This window comes from Secundilactobacillus yichangensis, assembly GCF_016861565.1.
Lineage (GTDB): Bacteria > Bacillota > Bacilli > Lactobacillales > Lactobacillaceae > Secundilactobacillus > Secundilactobacillus yichangensis.
Genome location: NZ_BOLK01000004.1, coordinates 22,325 through 41,140, shown reverse-complemented (window position 1 = coordinate 41,140; position 18,816 = coordinate 22,325). Strand labels below are relative to the sequence as shown.

The window sequence follows — 18,816 nt, the reverse complement described above, 5'->3', positions numbered from 1 at the left end:
TAATCTCGTAAAACTTACTGATAAACATTATATAGTGTTTATTGTTCAAATACTACACATTCGGACCGTTAAAAATTGTATAAGAAGAGGACGGTAACAAAACTAAATGTTTTGTTCCGCCCTCATTAAAGTCATATCAACTTGGAGCACAAAGTCACACATACTTAGTGCTGCTTCCTTCCGGACCTGACACGATTCGTAAGGTCACCCTTGCCCCAAGGCCTTGCGGCAATTTCTACTTTAACATATTTAAAAAATGAATGCTAGCCAAAATCACATATAATCATGTTTTATTGGCTTAGTGCCGTTGTTTCTTTTGCTTGTTCCGTTTTCTAGCTGCCTTGAAAAAACGCTTTAATACAGCACTGGCTTGGTCTGCTAAAACGCCTTCTTTAACTTTCACCTGATGGTTCAACCGGGAATCGTTTAAAACACTATATAGTGTGGCAACCGCACCGGCTTTCGGATCGCGGGCGCCAAAAACGACCCGGTCAATACGCGAATTAATGATGGCACCGCTGCACATGACACAGGGTTCTAACGTAACGTACAGTGTGCAATCCACTAATCGCCAGCTGCGCAACTTCCGGTTGGCATCACCGATAGCCATCATTTCAGCATGATCCGCTGCCTGCTGGCTGTGCTCACGCAGATTATGGCCGCGACCAATAATTTTACCATTTTTCACGATCACCGCCCCAATCGGCACTTCGCCAATTAAAGCTGATTTGTGGGCCTCTAATAGCGCCTCTTGCATGTAACGCTCATCTTCTTCTATAATCCACGTCTCCTTTCTTTAGTTGCTATCACTGGTAATTATTTTTTTACTGACTAAAAGTAACTATAAATGCCGTTCCTACCCATATTTGGTATTCAATTTGGAAATCAGCCACAAAATATGGGGGTCTGACGGTTGAAATTTCTGCTGACTGGTGTAAACTCTATTTATCGAGATTACATAGGAGTGTGATTCACATGGCAAAAGTAACGATTTATTCACGGAACAATTGCATGCAATGCAAAATGACGAAACGCTTTTTAACCGAACATCACGTTGATTTTATTGAACACAACATTAACGAAAGTCCGCAGTACGTTGATTATCTCAAGGACCGCGGTTTTCAATCCCTGCCCGTCATCGAAACTGCCGATACACAATTTAGCGGCTTCAGACCAGACAAATTACAGCAACTGGCCATTTAACATACGCAGGTATTAAGGTGGCGTATTCTGGATACCAGAAAACGCCACCTTTTTTATTTTACTTAATTTGACCTTAATAGAAAAGAGTGAGTTTTAAAAATGAGTTTAAAAGAGCTTAAAGACGTAACTTATTACGATCTCAATAATGAAATTAATATCCCGGTAAACGGACAGATTCCACTGAATAAAGATCAAGAAGCTCTTCAGGCATTCTTAACACAAAACGTTGAGCCTAACACGAAAAAATTTGATTCATTGCAAGACCGGTTCAACTTTTTGCTGGACAACAACTACATTGAATCTGGTTTCTATAATAAGTACAACTTTACGTTTATTCAATCGTTATACGATTATCTGAAATCCCAAAACTTTCACTTTAATTCCTTTATGGCTGCTTATAAGTTTTACGCTCAGTACGCACTGCGAACGAACGATAATGACTATTACCTGGAAAACTACATTGATCGTGTAGCAATGAACGCGCTGTACTTTGCGGATGGCGACGAACAGCTCGCCATGGATCTTGCGGATGAGATGATTCATCAGCGCTATCAGCCTGCTACCCCCAGCTTTTTAAATGCTGGCCGAAAGCAGCGTGGTGAACTGGTTTCCTGTTTCTTGATCCAAACAACCGATGATATGAATACCATCGGCCGAACAATCAACTCCGCCCTGCAGCTTTCCCGGATCGGTGGCGGGGTCGGCATTAACCTATCCAATTTGCGTGGTGCCGGCGATCCAATTAAAAACATTGAGGGCGCAGCCAGCGGTGTTGTTCCCGTCATGAAGTTACTGGAAGATAGTTTCTCTTATTCCAACCAGTTGGGTCAGCGTCAAGGTGCCGGTGTCGTGTACTTGAGTGTGTTTCACCCAGATATTATTGCGTTCCTATCAGCTAAGAAGGAAAACGCAGACGAGAAAATCCAGCTCAAGACCCTTTCTCTAGGTATCACCGTTCCCGATAAATTCTACGAACTGTGCCGTGATAATCAGGATATGTACCTCTTTAGTCCATACGATGTTGAACGTGAATACGGCGTGCCATTCAGTTACGTTGACATTACTAAAGAATACGACAAGCTGGTTGCCAACGATTCGATCCGCAAGAAGAAGCTACCCGCACGTGAACTAGAAACCGAGATTGGTAAACTGCAGCAGGAGTCTGGCTATCCTTACATTATTAATATCGATACCGCTAACCGGGATAATCCTATTGACGGCCGCATTGTCATGAGTAACCTCTGTTCAGAAATTCTGCAGGTCCAGACACCATCGACGGTTGATAATACCCAGACTTACGTTCAGCTTGGTCGTGATATCTCATGCAACTTGGGATCAACCAACATCGTTAATTTAATGGCTAGTCCCGACTTCGGTCACTCCGTTGAAACCATGGTTCGTGCGTTAACTTTCATCACGGATCATTCCGATATTGACGTAGTGCCATCCATTCAAAACGGTAACAAGCTTGGCCATACTATTGGTCTTGGCGGCATGGGGCTGCACAGTTTCTTTGCTAAGAATAAGATGATGTACGGCGATCCCGAAACGGTTGAGTTCACTAATATCTATTTCATGTTACTCAACTATTGGACCCTAGTCGCTTCTAATCAAATTGCTAAGGAACGCCACACGACCTTCTATAACTTCGAAAAGAGTGCCTACGCAGATGGCAGTTACTTTGATAAGTACACCAATCAAAACGGTGAATTTATGCCCCAATCTGATAAAGTAAAATCACTTTTCAAAGACGTCTTCATCCCAACTGCAGCTGACTGGGAAAAACTTAAGCAGTCGGTCATGAAGGATGGCTTGTACCACCAAAACCGCTTGGCTGTGGCACCTAACGGCTCGATTTCTTACATCAATGATACTACCGCGAGCCTGCACCCTATCATCAACCGGATCGAAGAACGGCAAGAAAAAAAGATCGGTAATATTTATTACCCAGCACCTTACCTGTCAAACGAAACGTTACCTTACTACAAGTCAGCCTATGATACTGATATGCGTAAAGTGATTGACGTTTACGCTGCCGCACAGCAGCACGTGGATCAAGGAATGAGTATGACGCTCTTCATGCGTTCAACTATTCCTGAAGGCCTGTACGAATGGAAAAATGGCCGTACGAATAAAATGACCACCCGGGATCTCAGTATCCTACGGAACTACGCTCACAAAAAAGGGCTCAAATCAATTTACTATGTTCGGACGTTTACCGACGACGAAGGTGAAATCGGCGCTAACCAATGCGAGAGCTGCGTCATCTAAAACACGCTTGCAGAAGTCATTATAATCGTTGTGATCAGACGCTAAAGGAGCTTAAAAATGACAGAATCATATCATGCAATAAACTGGAATGCGGTGGACGATCAAATTGATAAGGCCACCTGGGAAAAATTAACGGAACAATTTTGGCTAGACACTCGGATTCCGCTTTCAAACGATCTCGATGACTGGCGCGGACTCGACGACACTCATAAATGGGTCGTTGGTCACGTCTTTGGTGGGTTAACCTTGCTGGATACTTTGCAGTCGCAAGACGGTATGGCATCCTTAAGAAAAGACACTCAAACACAACACGAAATGGCAGTCCTAAATAATATTCAGTTTATGGAATCCGTTCATGCGAAGAGCTATTCATCAATCTTCACAACCTTAAATACGCCAGATGAAATCGATGAGATCTTTAACTGGAGCGATACTGAAGAATTTTTGCAAAACAAGGCGCTGCGAATCCGTGACCTTTATCATGATGACGGTCACCCACTGAAGAAAAAGATTGCCAACGTCTTTTTGGAAACTTTCCTCTTCTATTCCGGTTTCTTTACCCCACTGTATTACTTAGGACACAACAAGCTAGCTAACGTGGCTGAAATCATTAAATTGATACTGCGGGATGAATCCGTCCACGGCACCTATATTGGTTACAAGTTCCAAATCGGCTATAATCAGTTAGGTGAAAACGAACAGCAGGAATTAAAGGACTGGATGTTTAACTTCCTGTATGAGCTGTATGAAAACGAAGAAAAGTACACCCACTTAGTCTATGACCAAGTCGGTTGGACTGACCAAGTTTTGACCTTCATTCGTTATAACGCCAACAAAGCGTTGATGAACCTGGGTCAAGACCCGCTCTTCCCTGATACAGCGGACGATGTCAACCCAATCGTTATGAACGGGATCTCAACTACCACTGCTAACCACGACTTCTTCTCCCAAGTTGGTAACGGCTACCTCTTAGGAAACGTTGAAGCCATGCAAGATGGGGATTACGATATTTAAACACTAAATCTTTTAAACTCAAAAAGGGATGAAACCTTGTGTAAAGGCTTTATCCCTTTTTTGACCGTTACTTTTGGAAAACACTCATCAGCTACTTATCGCAAGCAGCTTAAAATAGCACTCTTAGCCAACTTAACGTTACATTCAAGTAAATGGTCATGACTTAATGCAGAAGTTGATACCAATCGAATTTTGAAGTCTCAACCTGATAACAAAAAAAGCACTGTGCAATTGCACAGTGCTTTTTTGAACGGGTAGCCTTAAATTACTTAAGGGTAACCACGCCACCAACTTCTTCAAGCTTAGCTTTAAGATCGTTAGCTTCGTCTTCTGAAACGCCTTCCTTGATAACTGAAGGTACGTTATCAACAAGACCCTTAGCATCCTTTAAACCAAGACCAGTGATCTCACGGACAGCCTTGATAGCCTTAACCTTTTGGTCACCTGATTCAGTTAATTCAACATCGTATGAGTCCTTAGTAGCACCAGCATCGGCACCACCAGCAGCTGCAGCAACTGGAGCAGCAGCAGAAACATCGAATTCGTCTTCGATTGCCTTAACAAGGTCGTTTAAATCTGAGATTGACGCTTCTTTTAATGAAGCGATGATAGCATCTTTATCAAAAGCCATTTTTGTTTCCTCCATTTTATATTGAAATAGTTATTTGAGATACAGAGTTAGGCAGCTTCGCCTTCACCCTTGTCAGCGATAGCCTTAACCGCACGCGCAATTTTACGCATAGGATCAGACAAGGCACTAGCAAGCATTGACAACAGGTCTTCACGACTTGGCATCGTTGCGTAAGTGTTGATTTCATCAAGTGAAGCAACCTTACCTTCAACCATACCACCCTTAAGGGTCAGAGCATCATGGCTGTCAGCAAACTTCTTCAAGATCTTAGCGGGTGCAATTGCATCTTCGTCTGAAAAAGCAACGGCAGTTGGGCCAACGAAAGTATCTTTTAAATCTTCGTAACCAGCCTTTTCTGCAGCACGGGTCAAAACCTTGTTCTTGATAACACTCATTGAAACACCGGCGTCACGTAATTGCTTACGTAAGTCAGTAACTTCGGCAACCGTTAAACCACGGTAGTCAACAACGATAGCTGACTGTGCGTTATTAAAACGTTCAGTGGCTTCGTCAACTGCCTTAGCTTTGATTGCAATGTTTTCCTTACTCATTAGTTTCACCTCCTGAATTCTTTTAGGAATAAAAAATCCCTATGTCCGCCAGGCATAGAGAGAAATGTAAAACTAAATTCACATCTTCCTCGGCAGGTAGATTGAGGCTTTCGCCACCTGAGTCTTGGGCAGAACAAATATCAACTTGTTAAGCATACCGAATGCTAGAACAAAAGTCAATACGGGATTTTCTATTTAATTAAAGGGATGCGACATCAACGTTGACACTTGGGCCAAAGGTTGATGAGATTGATACGTGTTGTACGTATGTCCCTTTAACAGCTGCAGGACGGGCTGAAACAACCACGTTCGCAATTGTCTTCAAGTTTTCAACTAACTTGTCAGCATCGAATGATACCTTACCAACAGGAACAGCAACGTTACCGTCACGGTCAGTCCGGTAAGTCACCTTACCAGCCTTAGAATCGTTAACAGCCTTCGTTACGTCCATGGTAACAGTACCAGTCTTAGGGTTAGGCATTAAGCCCTTAGGTCCAAGGACACGACCTAAACGACCAACTTGGGCCATCATATCAGGTGTTGCAATAGCAACATCGAAGTCCAACCAGCCATCTTGAATCTTGGCAACTAAGTCGTCTTCACCAACAAAGTCAGCGCCAGCGGCCTTAGCTTCTTTAGCCTTGTCACCCTTAGCAAATACAACAACAGTCTGATCTTTACCAGTACCGTTTGGCAGAACAACTGCCCCACGGAGCTGTTGGTCAGCTTGCTTAGTATCTACGTTAAGCTTGAATGCAATTTCAACCGTTGCATCAAACTTAGCAAAATCAATCTTCTTAACTAAATCAACAGCTTCATCAAGTGCGTAGTTCTTTTCAGCTTCTACTTGCTTGACAGCGTCTTGATACTTTTTACCTCTTTTATGAGCCATCTTGTGAATTCCTCCTTGCAAATGTGGTTATAACGGCTTGGCCTCCCACTTGATACATTTGCTTTAACAAAGTATCCGTAGTGTTAGTAGCTGGGATTAACCTTCTACAGTGAAGCCCATGCTACGAGCAGTACCTTCAACCATGCGCATAGCTGCTTCTACATCAGCAGCGTTTAGGTCTTGCATTTTGGTCTCAGCGATTTGCTTAACTTGATCTTTGGTTACCTTAGCAACCTTTTTCGTGTTAGGCTCGCCTGAACCGTGTTCAACACCGGCGGCCTTCTTTAAAAGAACGGCTGCTGGCGGAGTCTTAGTTACGAAGTCGAATGAACGATCCTCGTAAACCGTAATAACAACTGGAATGATCATCCCAGCTTGATCGGCAGTACGAGCGTTAAAATCCTTCGTAAAGCCCATGATGTTAATTCCGGCTTGGCCCAATGCTGGACCAACTGGTGGAGCTGGTGTTGCTTTACCCGCAGGAATTTGCAATTTAACAATGTTAGCTACTTTTTTAGCCACGAGACATACCTCCTTGAGTCCGTGTTGTGGTAAATGGAGAGCAGATTTCTCCTCCCACACGTGTATGCAGAACATACTCATATAAACTACCACAATTATAACGACTTGCCAAGTGATTCTTCAGATTATTTAGGCAACTGGATCTACTTGATCAAAATTAAGCTCGGCACTCGTCTCACGACCGAACATATTAATGTTAACCTTAAGCTTACCCTTTTCGTGATCGATCTCGGTAATCTTGCCTTCCATACCTGAAAAGGCACCATCAACGATTTTGACCGTATCATCAACGTCCACATCAAGATCTTCGTGACGGCTGCTCATACCTAATCGTTTCAAAATCAGTTCAACTTCATCAGGCAGCAATGGTGTTGGCTTTGAACCTTGACCATGAGAACCGATAAAACCGGTAACACCTGGTGTGTTACGAACAATGTACCAAGCATCATCCGTCATCACCATTTCAACCAAGACGTATCCAGGGAAAGTCTTATCCATCTTGATTTTTTCCTTACCGTTTTTAACTTCACGCTCCTCTTCTTCGGGAACGACTACCCGGAAAATGTAGTCTTGCATCCCCATCGATTGGGCACGTGATTCCAAGTTCATCTTTACTTTATTTTCATAGCCAGAATAAGTATGAAGGACATACCATTGCTTTTCAGCTGATTCAACCATTTTGTTCCATCCTTTCCTAAAGGGACTGATACAGTCATTTAATCAAAATAAAAAAACTTCGACAGCGCGAAGTTTTCGTCGAAAACTATTATAGCATAGATTACCGTCTAGTGGCATTAAGCCAAAAACTTTAATCCCATTTGAACCAGATAGTCGATAACCCCCAAAAAGATCGCCATGGATAAGGCAACAAAAATCACGCTGCTTGTATCCTTCCGCGTCTGTTTGGCGCCAGGCCAAGAGACCTGCTTCATTTCGTCTTTAACAGCAACTAAAAATCTAAAAAAGCGCATGAGCTCCTCCTTACACCGGGTATTCGCGCGTTACCGGGTCTCCCGATGTAACGTATGCTTACCACAATACTTACAGTACTTTTTTACTTCAAGTCGAACTTTACGATTAGGACTAGCCGGGACCGTGTAGTTCCGGGATCCACAGACAGAACATGCTAACGCAACCTTCTTTTGAGCCACGTCTAACACCTCCTTATAGCAAGTTTCATAGTATCATCTAAGTAAAGACTGTGTCAAGGCGTGTGTCCGCTGAAGGTCATCTATCTGTTTTGTCGGATTTTTCGCTTGATACGCTCGTTAGCATTGTGAAATTGAATGTGGTCAATCTGAAACCGTTGGCAGATTTCTGCTTCAGTTTCACCTGATAATAACGCAATCAGAACTGATCTTTCCATTTTCGACATTTCCTTTTTGACGGTCTCAAAGAATTGCTGCTGAAAGATCACCAAATTTTCGGAAGAAAACAGTCGCTCATCGGCTAACGTTTCAGCAAAGAACGTTGGGTTAGCATCAATGGAAGTCACCGGGCCGGTGGCTTTGCGCTTTTTAGCGTTAATTCGCCGGGTATAATCACGCCGGCAATTCAGCAAAGCCGTTTTTAAATAGGAACCAAATGCGTGGGTTCTGGTGACGTCAAAACGCTTAACAACCTCCCACAGTACGATTCGCGATTCCTGCAGCCACTCTGACAGTTCTAACTCTTGGAGATAATAACGTTTCTGAATACTAAGAATCAGCGGATTATAACGGTCCATTAATTCTTTCAAGGCACTTTCACTTCCTTCGCGGGCCTTCTTGACTAGAACCCAATCAGCCTCTGTTTTGATATACATTTTGTTCTCCGATCTTTTTTAATATTTGATGGAAACAATATAACAACCGGCAGGATTGGTGTATACCAAACAGAAAACCTAATTATACATAATAAAAACAACCGATTCCTGATTTTGGGCTAACAAAACAGGTAACTCACGTTTTGTTGAGCTAGTCCAAATTCAAATCGGTTGTTTTTTAATCCTATTAAATTTTTTTGGCTACTTACGCGTATGATCGTCGTCACCTAAATGGTCGCGCAACTTTTCCAGCTTCGATAGCTGCCCTTCACTCCAAGGTGAATGACGAACCTGACCCTTATCGGCAAACTTCACAGCTTGCGTATGAACTTCTTTTCGAGTCTGGTTAATGTCCGTCAGCAACTCACCCGCAGGAATTCTCAGCGCCCCTGCAGAAAAGACGGTCCACTGTTCGGCTTGGTCGCTTGTAGCAACCGTTACCTGCGTGAAACGGGTCTGCTTTTGTTTGGTCAGCGCTTCGATATACTCGTCAGCAGTTTGATCCTGGCCCGTCCAAACAACTTCCAAGCCGTAGTGATCATACTTTTTAGACATCCCTGGAACATACATCGCGTCAAAGACCACGATCATTTCGATCCGCTGGTACTTGTGATACTCCGATAGAATCGTCAGTAAATTATCGCGGGCTTCTTCCAAACGGCCCGCTAATTTTAGCCGGTTCAAGTCCGGCCAATTGCCGATCATATTGTAGGCATCCACGATTAAAATATCTTTTTTCAATTAGTTCACCCAATTCATTTAATTCAGTGGGTGACGAGAAGAAAAGGCTTGATACATCAAAAGACTAGCAGCCACACTGGCATTCAAACTTTGCACGTGACCGACCATCGGGATCGTCAGCATTTCATCCACCGTTTTTTTCAGCAATGGCGAAATCCCCTTACCTTCGTTACCGATGATAATTCCCACCGGACCTTTAGCATCAAAGCGGCGGTAGTCAGTACCGTTCATATCCGTACCAAATACCCAAAGCCCCCGGTCCTTCAAATCTTTCACCGTATTCACTAAGTTAGTCACGCGAGCAACCGGTACGTGCTCGATGGCACCCGTAGAAGTTTTGGCAACCACGCCGGTCAATCCCACTGAGCGGCGCTTAGGAATAATAATCCCGTGTGCACCCACTGCATCGGCCGTCCGCATAATGGAACCTAAATTATGCGGATCATTAATGTTGTCCAGGATTAAGAAAAATGGCTGTTCATCCTTTTCCTGAGCACGGTCAAATAAATCATCAATACTAGCGTACTTATAAGCTGAAACAGCCAGTACAACTCCCTGGTGATTCTCATGAGGTGCTAGTCGTTCCAGCTTTGACTTAGGAACCATCTGGATCACCAAGGACCGCTTTTTAGCTAGCTTGATAATTTCACCAATCAGTTCGTGCTTCAACCCATCCTGAATAAAAACCTTGTTGATTTCCTGATCGCTCTTTAAAGCCGTAATGGCCGGATGGCGACCAAAAATAAATTCAGAAGGTTCTTCCGAATTCTGTTCATTATCTCTCATTTGGTAATCTCCCTGCTTCGACTTGTTCAATACACCATTGTGCCATTTCAGCCAAACGATCCGTTTGATTGCTCAGCGTTAAATAACCGAAAATGGCCTCAAATCCAGTAGAAATTCGATACGTCATCACACTGGTGTTTTTGGCGTGTGTGTAACTTTTAGCATTCCGGCCACGTTTAAAGTAATATTCTTCTTCTTCAGTCCAGTATTCATCTTGTTGCATTAAGGCAATCAGGCCAGCCTGTGCCTTAGCTGAGACGTACATCGTTGCCGTATGCTGTAATTTATTGGGTTTAGTGAGCCCCTGTTCAATTAAATGCCGCCGAATAAATACTTCGTAGGCTGCGTCGCCCATGTATGCTAACACGACGCCGTTCAACTGCCGATAATCCTGTTGTGTTTGTTCGCTCATGCGTTTCCTTTCCCATCGTCTCGGTGCCAGCGGGTCCCCTGAGGCGTATCCTCAAGAATGATCCCCTGCGCCTTCAACTGTTCACGAATCTCGTCACTGCGCTCAAAATTACGGTTTTTGCGGGCATCTAACCGTTCGCTGATTAAAGATTCAATGCCGTCGTCGTTGAGCGTTTCGTGTTTAAATTCAATTCCAAAAATATTCACTAGTTCGGATAAGGTCTTTAAAATAAAGGCCAGACTATCCTTAAAAACCACTGGTCGTTCTGCGTAAACATTGCCTAACTTAGCCAATTCATAAACCTGAGTAATCCCATTTTGCACGTTGAAATCATCATCCATTTGGTCAACAAAATCAGCCTCAATTTGACGAATTTCCTGTTCAATTTTAGGATCACTGCCCAGTTCTGCATCCTTAAGCCGATAATTCAAATTATTAAAGGCAGTTTGCAGCCGTTTTAGATTATTGGAGGCATCATCAAGGTTGCCCTGCGTATATTGAATTGGCCGACGATACTGGGTTGTTGCCATAAAGAAGCGCAATACCTGCGGGTCCACGGTCTTCAAAATATCGTGAACCGTCACAAAGTTTCCTAGTGATTTACTCATTTTTTCATTGTCATCGCCAACAGTCACAAACCCGTTGTGTAACCAATAATTAGCAAATTTTTGACCGGTCTTAGCTTCACTCTGAGCAATTTCGTTTTCGTGATGCGGAAAGGTCAAGTCCTGCCCGCCACCATGAATATCAAACGTATCGCCTAAATACTTGGTAGACATCACGGAACATTCAATGTGCCAGCCTGGCCGACCTTTACCCCATGGTGAATCCCATGAGATTTCATCCGGTTTGCCCGCTTTCCACAGTGCAAAATCCACTGGGTCTTCCTTACGGTCAACTTCTTCAGGATCCACGTGCTGACTGGCTCCCACTTCAAGATCGTCAATGTTTTGGTGAGACAGCTGACCATAGTGGGCAAACTTACGGGCGCGGTAATAGACGTCACCCTCAGATTCATAAGCATAACCTTTTGCGATTAAGTCCTGAATAAACTCAATAATATCTTTAATGTTTTCGGTTGCGCGGGGGTGCTTGGTTGCTGGTTCAATGTTCAGCGCCTTCGTATCTTCCATAAAAGCCGCAATAAAACGGTCTGCTATTGCAGGAACCGTGGTGTGAGCTTCCTTAGCAGCCTTGATCATTTTATCGTCAACATCCGTAAAGTTAGAAACGTATTTAACGTGATAGCCCTTATATTCGAAGTAGCGACGAATAGTGTCAAATGCAATGGCACTGCGCGCATTACCAATATGGATGTAATTATATACAGTTGGTCCGCAAACGTACATTTTTACAATCCCCGAAGTAATGGGTGTGAACACTTCTTTTTGTCGTGTAAGTGTGTTGAATACCTTAAGCATGTGCGAACTCCTCTCTGATTAATCGTAAGTATATTTTATCATAATTAATCTCTGTTCCGACGTTTTTAGAGACATCATTAAAATTAATTAGGATTCATGACCTACAATAACCGTTTTAAACGTCTATAAACAGCAAAAAAGGCTGGCTGCAGATTTGCTTACCTGCAATCAAGCCTTCTAAACCTTTAACTAGTTATTCTCCAGTTGTGCCAACGTTTGAGCAACGTGCTCTAACGTCTTGTCACGACCGACTAATTCAATTGATTCTGGTAATTCTGGTCCGTGCATTTCATGAGTAACGGCAATTCGGATTGGCATCCAAAGTTTCCGTCCTTTGATTCCAGTGTCTTTTTGAATTGCTTTGATTGTTGCCAAAATTTGAACTTTATCAAAAATTGGTAATTTCTTGATCCGTTCAGAGAATTCTTTCAGGACAACCGGAGCTGTATCGTTAGAAATTTCGTCCAATGCATCGCCGCTGACCTCTTCAGGTTCCTCAAAGAAGACGCTGGCCATGTCATTGATTTGAGCCATGTAGCTCATTTGCTGCTTATACAGGTTAATCAGCTGACGTGCCCATTCAAGGGTCTTAGCATCCGGATTTTCTGGAACGTTACCCGCTTGTATCAGCTGCTGCAAGGCTAAGTCAACCACAACATCCTCATCAGAAGACTTCACGTATTGGTTGTTGATCCATTCCAGCTTCTTCTTATCAAAAGTAGCGGGTGACTTGCTTAACCGCTTTTCGTCATACATCTTGACGAATTCCTTCAGTGAGTAAATTTCATCCTCACCCTTTGGTGACCAGCCAAGCAAGATGATAAAGTTCAGCAAAGCATCTGGTAAATAACCTAACTTACGGTACTGTTCAATAAATTGGAGAACCGTTTCGTCACGCTTAGACAACTTCTTACCAGTATCCTTGCTAATGATCAGACTCATGTGTCCAAACTTCGGTGGTGTCCAGCCAAAGGCTTCGTATACCATCAGTTGCTTAGGCGTATTGGCAACATGATCGTCGCCACGAAAAACGTGAGAAATCTTCATCAAATGGTCATCCAAAACAACCGCAAAGTTGTAGGTTGGAATACCATCAGCCTTAACGATGACAAAGTCACCGCCAATGGTGTCGGAATCAAAGGAAACCTTGCCCTTAACCATGTCATCCCAAGCATAGGTTTTATGTTCAGGAACGCGGAACCGGATAACCGGTTTCAAGCCCTTAGCTTCAGATTCAGCCATCTTAGCTTTGATCTCATCATCCGACATACCAGCATATTCGTATTCGTAGTGAGGCATTTCGTGTCTGGCACGCTGTGCTTCACGGTCTGCTTCAAGTTCATCTTCAGTGCGGTAAGACTTGTAGGCTTTGCCTTCATCCAGCAGCTGCTGAATGTAAGGCTTGTAGATGTCAAAACGTTCTGATTGACGATAAGGACCGTATTCGCCTGGTTTATCAGGGCCTTCATCCCAGTCCAACCCTAACCAGCGTAAATTGTCCAACTGGCTCTTTTCACCATCAGCCACATTTCGTTTTGTATCGGTATCTTCGATTCGAATAATAAACTTACCCTTGTAGTGACGCGCAAACAAGTAATTAAATAGTGCTGTCCGTGCGTTACCAATATGCAGATGTCCAGTAGGACTAGGTGCATACCGAACGCGAATTGAATCATTTGCCAATATCTATTCCGCCTCTTTCAAAATATTTCGATTTGAAACTCAGTTTGCTCGTCAACAAAGGGATACACCGATTGATGCATCCCCTGTCAGCGAACACTTCATACAATGTTCTAGTGTACCAAAGAATCGCTATCTTTTCTAAGTGTACAATGGAACTTCCGAAAAGAAAAGTTAGTTTGACTTCTTCTTATTGTTTTTTTGCTTTCCAGCATTATTTCGATTAGCGTTTTCTTTTTTTTCATTTTCCTCATTAATTTCATGAGTCGAATGAGCTGGTTTAGCGAAGATCATCCGCCCGGCATCCGTTTGAATAGCAGACGTAACGATCACATCTAGATGTTCGTTCAGGTAGAAGCGACCATCCTCAACAACCACCATGGTCCCGTCATCCAAATAGGCAACCCCTTGCTGACGCTCCGTCCCGTTCTTGACTACCATAACGTCTAGGTGTTCCCCTGGAATCACTCGCGGTTTCAAAGCGTTAGCCAAGGCGTTGATGTTAAGCACCTGAACCTTTTGAAATTCAATCACTTTATTCAGATTGTAATCATTAGTGACAATCACACCGTCAACTTCTTTGGCCAGCCGAATCAGCTTACTATCGACCTCAGAAATATCATCGTAATCGCCCTCATACATTTCAACCGGAATAATGTTTTCCTCACGCAGCTTATTGAGAATATCCAGACCTCGACGGCCGCGGACCCGCTTAATACTGTCGCTAGAATCAGCAATGTACTGCAACTCGTACAGAACAAAATTAGGAACTAGCAGCGTTCCTTCAATGAATCCCGTTTTCACTAAGTCATAGATCCGGCCATCAATCAAAATATTGGTATCCAGGATTTTGTAATGGTGGTAGTTGTCATCGATTGGCCGGTCAATGATACTGTCACTGTCGTCGTCATTTTTCTTGTTTCGGAACGTAAACAGTTTACGCCATTCATCCCGCTTTGTGGTTCCCAGCCGAAACCCTAACCAACCAAATAAGATCATCAGGATAATCGGTACTACCCCGCTGAAGATCGGCGAGTTCAACCGGTACAGCGGAGTGGAAATCAAAATTGCAAAAATTAATCCCACAATCGTTGATACACTGCCGAACAGTAAATAAGCCGGACTCTTTGAGGTCAACGACTTCTCAAAGCGATTGATTAGGCGCTCGATGTAACCTGAAAAAATAAGGGATAATAGCCAAAACACTAGCGCACCAATGACGGCGTTTGAGATCTCGTTGTTAAACCAGGTTCGCGTCGAATAACCGAAGCCTGCCCAGACTAAGGGCAGGTATACAACCCCAAGTCCAATACCAATAAACGCAAAAATTCCCTGAATGATTGCTCGTTTCTTATTCAATCAATTCACCTCCAACTTCATTATGCTAAAATTTTGTGCAATGCCTCTCCAAGCGTAGCCACGCCAATGACTTCAATGTCAGTTGGCGCTGTCCAATCCTTTAGGTTGTTTTTGGGGATATAAATTCGCTTAAAACCAAGTTTAGATGCTTCCTTGACCCGGTCTTCAACCCGATTGACCCGGCGAACTTCACCAGTAAGCCCAATTTCGCCAACGTAACACTCATTAGGGTTAGTCCCCTTATCACGATAGGAGCTGGCAATACTAATTGCTAATGCCAAATCAATGGCAGGCTCATCCAGTTTAACACCGCCAGCCGCTTTCAAATAAGCATCCTGATTTTGCAGCATCAAATTGGCCCGCTTTTCAAGAACTGCCATGATCAATGATACTCGATTTCGGTCAAGACCGGAAGCCGTCCGCTGAGCGTTGCCAAATACAGAAGGTGTCAATAGCGCTTGAATTTCAACTAGAATTGGTCTGGTCCCTTCCATTGAGACAACGATTGCAGAACCAGTCGCGTCCTTCAAGCGTTCTTCCAAAAAGATTTCTGAAGGATTTTTAACTTCTTTCAAACCGTCTTCCTGCATCTCAAAGATTCCCAGCTCATTAGTTGAACCAAAACGGTTCTTAACAGCTCGTAAAATTCGGTAAGTATGGTGAAGATCACCTTCAAAATAAAGCACAGTATCCACCATGTGCTCTAAAACTTTTGGACCGGCAATAGCTCCGCCCTTAGTCACATGCCCCACCACAAAGATTGTAACGCCCTGTGATTTGGCAATCCGCATCAATTCGGCAGTCACCTGCCGAATTTGTGAAACGGAACCGATAGCTGAAGTAATCTCTGGTTCAGACATGGTTTGAACTGAGTCGATCACGACGTAGTCAGGTTTCATTTCGTTGATATTCGCCCGGATCCGGCTCATATCGGTTTCAGGATACAAGTAAAGATTGTCGCTGGCAACCCCTAATCGGTTAGCACGCATTTTAATTTGATTGGCACTTTCCTCACCAGAAACGTATAACACCTTACCGCCAGTTTGACTCAGCTGGCCGGAAACTTGGAGCAGTAAGGTCGACTTACCAATTCCTGGATCCCCGCCAATTAGAATCAATGATCCGGGAACGACACCGCCTCCCAAAACACGGTTGAGTTCACCCAGCTGAGTTTTAACTCGCGGCTCCTTTTGCATCGAAACTTCAGCCAATTTTTCTGGCTTAGTTACTGTTCCGCCACTCAAACTAGTCGCTGTTTTCGCCGTCGTGGTCGCTGGCGCGATCACTTCTTCAACGAACGTATTCCACTTGCCGCAATTAGGGCAGCGGCCCAAAAAGCGGGGTGCTTGATAACCGCATTCCTGACAGACAAACTGTGTCTTTTCCTTCGCCAATCGATTCAATCCTTTCCGGTAACACTTTGACTAATACTAACCAATCTTATTTTAGCATAGTCTAAACCTTTTGCAGGCTTAGACCACTGAGCTTAAATTCTTTTTAATTACTTGCCTGAAGAACCAAAACCGCCTTGCCGTTCCTGCTGCGGCTTTTGTTCACCATCAACCGTTAAGTAGTGCATAAAGATTCCCTGACCAATTCGGTCGCCCTTAGCAATCTTGGCATCCGTTAACCCAAAATTAAGGACTTGCATAAAAATTTCGCCCTCGTTGCTGTCGTTATTATAGTAGTCGGCATCGATAACACCGATCCCATTAGGAATCACCAAACTGCGCTTAAGTGGGTTACTGGAGCGGTTGGCTAAGATCAAAACCTCGTCGTCGCCCATATAAGCTTTAATCCCCGTTGGAATTAAAAACGGTTTAAGAATCTTCTTAGCTCGTTGAAGTGTGCTGTCATCAACGTTTTCTTGATGACGAATCGCCCACAGTACCTTTAAAAAATTCATTTTCCAGATGCTTGGTACTTTAAAATCAACGGCACTTTCGAAGTCGTATCCTGCCGCTCGTTTAGTTGCTCGGTACGGTATATGCAGTCCTTCATTAACGTATGAAGAAACAATTTCAAACCCTCGTGTCATGTCATTATCCCCTTTCATGCATGTGTTTTATCTTACACTATAAAGGGGCTGGAAAACACCCCAAAAGTTGCTCATAGTAAGCTCACTTTCACCGGTAAATGTTGTACAATAATGACTATGAAACGAGAAGGAGTGTGATCCATTTGAGTAATGATAAAACAGCTGCAATCAGCAGTGATCAAATTACCCGTTATCAGACTTTATTTAACGACCGTAAGGATGCCAAAGTGGTGGAACGTGCCGTTTCCCATCAAGGTATCCTAGCTACCAGTGCCGATTTTGCTTCGGACACTGATATGACGCCCGTTTTTTCCGTAGAGCTAGACACTGGCAAAGTAGCCAATCAAAAGCAAAGTGGCCGTTGCTGGATGTTTGCGGCGTTAAACACCATGCGCCATCATCTAGCTGACCTATTCAATCTTAGCGATTTTGAACTCTCTCAAAACTACACTAACTTCTGGGATAAATTCGAAAAGGCGAACTACTTTTACCAAAACGTTTTGGATACCGCTGATCAGCCATTGACCAGCCGTAAAGTGGCCTTTCTCATGGCCACACCACAACAGGATGGCGGTCAATGGGACATGCTATGCGCCATTATTGAAAAGTATGGTATCGTACCAAAGTCAGTCATGCCTGAAACCTATAATAGTTCCAAATCAAGCGAACTAAACAGTACTTTGAACAAGAAGCTACGTAAGGATGCCGTTACTCTCCGTGGCTTAACGGCCAAAGGTGCCAGCGATGATGAAATTACGGCTGCCCGCGACAAGATGCTGGGCGAAGTTTACCGGCTGCTTTGCTACACGTTAGGTGAACCCGCACAGAAATTTGATTTTGAATATCGCGATGACGACAAGAACTACCACCTCGACCGTGGTTTAACGCCAAAGTCGTTTTACGATAAATACGTTGGCTGGAACTTGACCGATTACGTTTCCATCATCAACTCGCCCACTTCGGATAAGCCCTACAACAAAACTTATACCGTTGAAATGCTGGGTAACGTTGTTGGCGGCCGTGAGGTCAAACACTTAAACGTCACCATGGACGATTTCAAGCAGCTCGCCATCGCCCAGTTGAAAGATGGTCAAAGTGTTTGGTTCGGCTGCGATGTTGGCCAAAGTTCAGACCGTCAAAAGGGAATCATGGACACCAACGCTTACAACAAGAACGACCTGCTGGACATGGACCTGTCCATGACGAAGGCAGAACGCTTGGATTACGGTGAAAGTCTGATGACCCACGCCATGGTTATCACCGGTGTTGATCTGGTTGACGGCAAACCGACCAAGTGGAAAGTTGAAAACAGCTGGGGTGAAAAAGTAGGCACCAAAGGCTACTTCGTGATGAGCGACAGCTGGATGGAAGAATACTGCTACCAAGTTGTTGTTAACAAGAAGTACCTTAGTCCTGAACTGCGCAAGGCGCAAAAAGAAGCACCAACCGTCTTAGCACCATGGGATCCAATGGGTGCACTCGCTTAATCGC

General features: G+C 43.8%; 21 protein-coding genes, 1 other RNA gene and 1 other annotated feature. Of the genes, 4 read left to right on the top strand and 18 right to left on the bottom strand.

The window, feature by feature from the left end; translation table 11 throughout:
- Positions 1-135: 135 nt before the first annotated feature.
- Both ffs and tadA read right to left on the bottom strand, forming a co-directional pair.
- An RNA gene (ffs, locus tag JUE95_RS04650) (signal recognition particle sRNA small type) lies at positions 136-222 on the bottom strand.
- A 76-nt stretch (positions 223-298) separates the two neighbouring features.
- Positions 299-781 (bottom strand): tRNA adenosine(34) deaminase TadA, encoded by a 483-nt coding sequence (gene tadA, locus JUE95_RS04645; RefSeq protein WP_203649836.1) that lies wholly within the window; start codon positions 779-781, stop codon positions 299-301.
- Positions 782-975: 194 nt separating this feature from the next.
- Here tadA and nrdH point away from each other — a divergent pair, with 194 nt between their 5' ends.
- From nrdH to nrdF, 3 genes are all read left to right on the top strand, one after another.
- Positions 976-1,203, top strand: coding sequence for a glutaredoxin-like protein NrdH (nrdH, locus tag JUE95_RS04640; RefSeq protein ID WP_089088225.1), 228 nt, complete (start codon positions 976-978; stop codon positions 1,201-1,203).
- A 99-nt stretch (positions 1,204-1,302) separates the two neighbouring features.
- On the top strand, positions 1,303-3,474 hold the full coding sequence (gene nrdE / locus JUE95_RS04635) for a class 1b ribonucleoside-diphosphate reductase subunit alpha (RefSeq protein ID WP_203649535.1): 2,172 nt from the start codon (positions 1,303-1,305) through the stop codon (positions 3,472-3,474).
- Between the two features lie 57 nt (positions 3,475-3,531).
- Positions 3,532-4,488 carry a class 1b ribonucleoside-diphosphate reductase subunit beta gene (gene nrdF, locus JUE95_RS04630; RefSeq protein ID WP_089088227.1) on the top strand — a complete coding sequence of 319 codons (957 nt, stop codon included), beginning with the start codon at positions 3,532-3,534 and terminating at the stop codon, positions 4,486-4,488.
- A gap of 265 nt (positions 4,489-4,753) precedes the next feature.
- On the opposite strand, the gene rplL is transcribed toward nrdF, so the two are convergent.
- The 16 genes from rplL to JUE95_RS04550 all read right to left on the bottom strand — a co-directional run bounded on the left by rplL (position 4,754) and on the right by JUE95_RS04550 (position 17,325).
- Entirely contained in the window at positions 4,754-5,119 is a 366-nt protein-coding gene (gene rplL, locus JUE95_RS04625; protein ID WP_203649534.1) for a 50S ribosomal protein L7/L12, read from the bottom strand.
- A gap of 47 nt (positions 5,120-5,166) precedes the next feature.
- Positions 5,167-5,670 (bottom strand): 50S ribosomal protein L10, encoded by a 504-nt coding sequence (gene rplJ / locus JUE95_RS04620; RefSeq protein WP_203649533.1) that lies wholly within the window; start codon positions 5,668-5,670, stop codon positions 5,167-5,169.
- 21 nt (positions 5,671-5,691) lie between these two features.
- Positions 5,692-5,817, bottom strand: a sequence feature (ribosomal protein L10 leader region).
- Positions 5,818-5,869: 52 nt separating this feature from the next.
- Positions 5,870-6,562 carry a 50S ribosomal protein L1 gene (gene rplA, locus JUE95_RS04615; RefSeq protein ID WP_203649532.1) on the bottom strand — a complete coding sequence of 231 codons (693 nt, stop codon included), beginning with the start codon at positions 6,560-6,562 and terminating at the stop codon, positions 5,870-5,872.
- 96 nt (positions 6,563-6,658) lie between these two features.
- Positions 6,659-7,084 (bottom strand): 50S ribosomal protein L11, encoded by a 426-nt coding sequence (gene rplK / locus JUE95_RS04610; RefSeq protein WP_089136453.1) that lies wholly within the window; start codon positions 7,082-7,084, stop codon positions 6,659-6,661.
- Positions 7,085-7,213: 129 nt separating this feature from the next.
- Positions 7,214-7,762 (bottom strand): transcription termination/antitermination protein NusG, encoded by a 549-nt coding sequence (gene nusG / locus JUE95_RS04605; protein ID WP_089088232.1) that lies wholly within the window; start codon positions 7,760-7,762, stop codon positions 7,214-7,216.
- A 116-nt stretch (positions 7,763-7,878) separates the two neighbouring features.
- Positions 7,879-8,055, bottom strand: coding sequence for a preprotein translocase subunit SecE (gene secE, locus JUE95_RS04600; protein WP_203649531.1), 177 nt, complete (start codon positions 8,053-8,055; stop codon positions 7,879-7,881).
- A gap of 30 nt (positions 8,056-8,085) precedes the next feature.
- Positions 8,086-8,235, bottom strand: a complete 150-nt coding sequence (gene rpmG, locus JUE95_RS04595) for a 50S ribosomal protein L33 (protein ID WP_089088234.1) — start codon at positions 8,233-8,235, stop codon at positions 8,086-8,088.
- Positions 8,236-8,315: 80 nt separating this feature from the next.
- Positions 8,316-8,888, bottom strand: coding sequence for a sigma factor (locus JUE95_RS04590; protein ID WP_203649530.1), 573 nt, complete (start codon positions 8,886-8,888; stop codon positions 8,316-8,318).
- A 201-nt stretch (positions 8,889-9,089) separates the two neighbouring features.
- Positions 9,090-9,629: an NYN domain-containing protein gene (locus tag JUE95_RS04585; RefSeq protein ID WP_203649529.1), complete on the bottom strand. Its 540-nt coding sequence runs from the start codon at positions 9,627-9,629 to the stop codon at positions 9,090-9,092.
- Between the two features lie 18 nt (positions 9,630-9,647).
- On the bottom strand, positions 9,648-10,415 hold the full coding sequence (gene rlmB, locus JUE95_RS04580; protein ID WP_203649528.1) for a 23S rRNA (guanosine(2251)-2'-O)-methyltransferase RlmB: 768 nt from the start codon (positions 10,413-10,415) through the stop codon (positions 9,648-9,650).
- Complete coding sequence (locus JUE95_RS04575) at positions 10,405-10,827, bottom strand: Mini-ribonuclease 3 (RefSeq protein WP_203649526.1); 423 nt, start codon at positions 10,825-10,827, stop codon at positions 10,405-10,407. The genes rlmB and JUE95_RS04575 overlap by 11 nt, the downstream gene beginning before the upstream one ends.
- Positions 10,824-12,248, bottom strand: coding sequence for a cysteine--tRNA ligase (gene cysS, locus JUE95_RS04570; protein ID WP_203649524.1), 1,425 nt, complete (start codon positions 12,246-12,248; stop codon positions 10,824-10,826). The genes JUE95_RS04575 and cysS overlap by 4 nt, the downstream gene beginning before the upstream one ends.
- Positions 12,249-12,437: 189 nt before the next feature.
- Complete coding sequence (gene gltX / locus JUE95_RS04565) at positions 12,438-13,931, bottom strand: glutamate--tRNA ligase (protein ID WP_203649521.1); 1,494 nt, start codon at positions 13,929-13,931, stop codon at positions 12,438-12,440.
- 171 nt (positions 13,932-14,102) lie between these two features.
- Positions 14,103-15,287, bottom strand: coding sequence for a PIN/TRAM domain-containing protein (locus tag JUE95_RS04560; RefSeq protein WP_203649519.1), 1,185 nt, complete (start codon positions 15,285-15,287; stop codon positions 14,103-14,105).
- 20 nt (positions 15,288-15,307) lie between these two features.
- A complete protein-coding gene (gene radA / locus JUE95_RS04555; RefSeq protein WP_203649518.1) occupies positions 15,308-16,681 on the bottom strand; it encodes a DNA repair protein RadA in 1,374 nt (457 codons plus the stop codon).
- 107 nt (positions 16,682-16,788) lie between these two features.
- The gene (locus JUE95_RS04550; protein ID WP_203649517.1) at positions 16,789-17,325 is read right to left on the bottom strand and encodes a dCTP deaminase/dUTPase family protein; all 537 of its coding nucleotides are present in this window, start codon (positions 17,323-17,325) and stop codon (positions 16,789-16,791) included.
- A gap of 143 nt (positions 17,326-17,468) precedes the next feature.
- On the opposite strand from JUE95_RS04550, the gene JUE95_RS04545 reads away from it, so the two are divergent.
- A complete protein-coding gene (locus JUE95_RS04545; RefSeq protein WP_373305664.1) occupies positions 17,469-18,812 on the top strand; it encodes a C1 family peptidase in 1,344 nt (447 codons plus the stop codon).
- The last annotated feature ends 4 nt before the right edge of the window (positions 18,813-18,816 follow it).

What these genes read in the sequence shown, in the direction of transcription:
- nrdH (WP_089088225.1), top strand. Translation starts at nt 976, where the DNA reads ATGGCAAAAGTAACGATTTATTCACGGAACAATTGCATGCAATGCAAA.
- nrdE (WP_203649535.1), top strand. Translation starts at nt 1,303, where the DNA reads ATGAGTTTAAAAGAGCTTAAAGACGTAACTTATTACGATCTCAATAAT.
- nrdF (WP_089088227.1), top strand. Translation starts at nt 3,532, where the DNA reads ATGACAGAATCATATCATGCAATAAACTGGAATGCGGTGGACGATCAA.
- rplL (WP_203649534.1), bottom strand. Translation starts at nt 5,119, where the DNA reads ATGGCTTTTGATAAAGATGCTATCATCGCTTCATTAAAAGAAGCGTCA.
- rplJ (WP_203649533.1), bottom strand. Translation starts at nt 5,670, where the DNA reads ATGAGTAAGGAAAACATTGCAATCAAAGCTAAGGCAGTTGACGAAGCC.
- rplA (WP_203649532.1), bottom strand. Translation starts at nt 6,562, where the DNA reads ATGGCTCATAAAAGAGGTAAAAAGTATCAAGACGCTGTCAAGCAAGTA.
- nusG (WP_089088232.1), bottom strand. Translation starts at nt 7,762, where the DNA reads ATGGTTGAATCAGCTGAAAAGCAATGGTATGTCCTTCATACTTATTCT.
- secE (WP_203649531.1), bottom strand. Translation starts at nt 8,055, where the DNA reads ATGCGCTTTTTTAGATTTTTAGTTGCTGTTAAAGACGAAATGAAGCAG.
- JUE95_RS04590 (WP_203649530.1), bottom strand. Translation starts at nt 8,888, where the DNA reads ATGTATATCAAAACAGAGGCTGATTGGGTTCTAGTCAAGAAGGCCCGC.
- rlmB (WP_203649528.1), bottom strand. Translation starts at nt 10,415, where the DNA reads ATGAGAGATAATGAACAGAATTCGGAAGAACCTTCTGAATTTATTTTT.
- JUE95_RS04575 (WP_203649526.1), bottom strand. Translation starts at nt 10,827, where the DNA reads ATGAGCGAACAAACACAACAGGATTATCGGCAGTTGAACGGCGTCGTG.
- cysS (WP_203649524.1), bottom strand. Translation starts at nt 12,248, where the DNA reads ATGCTTAAGGTATTCAACACACTTACACGACAAAAAGAAGTGTTCACA.
- JUE95_RS04550 (WP_203649517.1), bottom strand. Translation starts at nt 17,325, where the DNA reads ATGACACGAGGGTTTGAAATTGTTTCTTCATACGTTAATGAAGGACTG.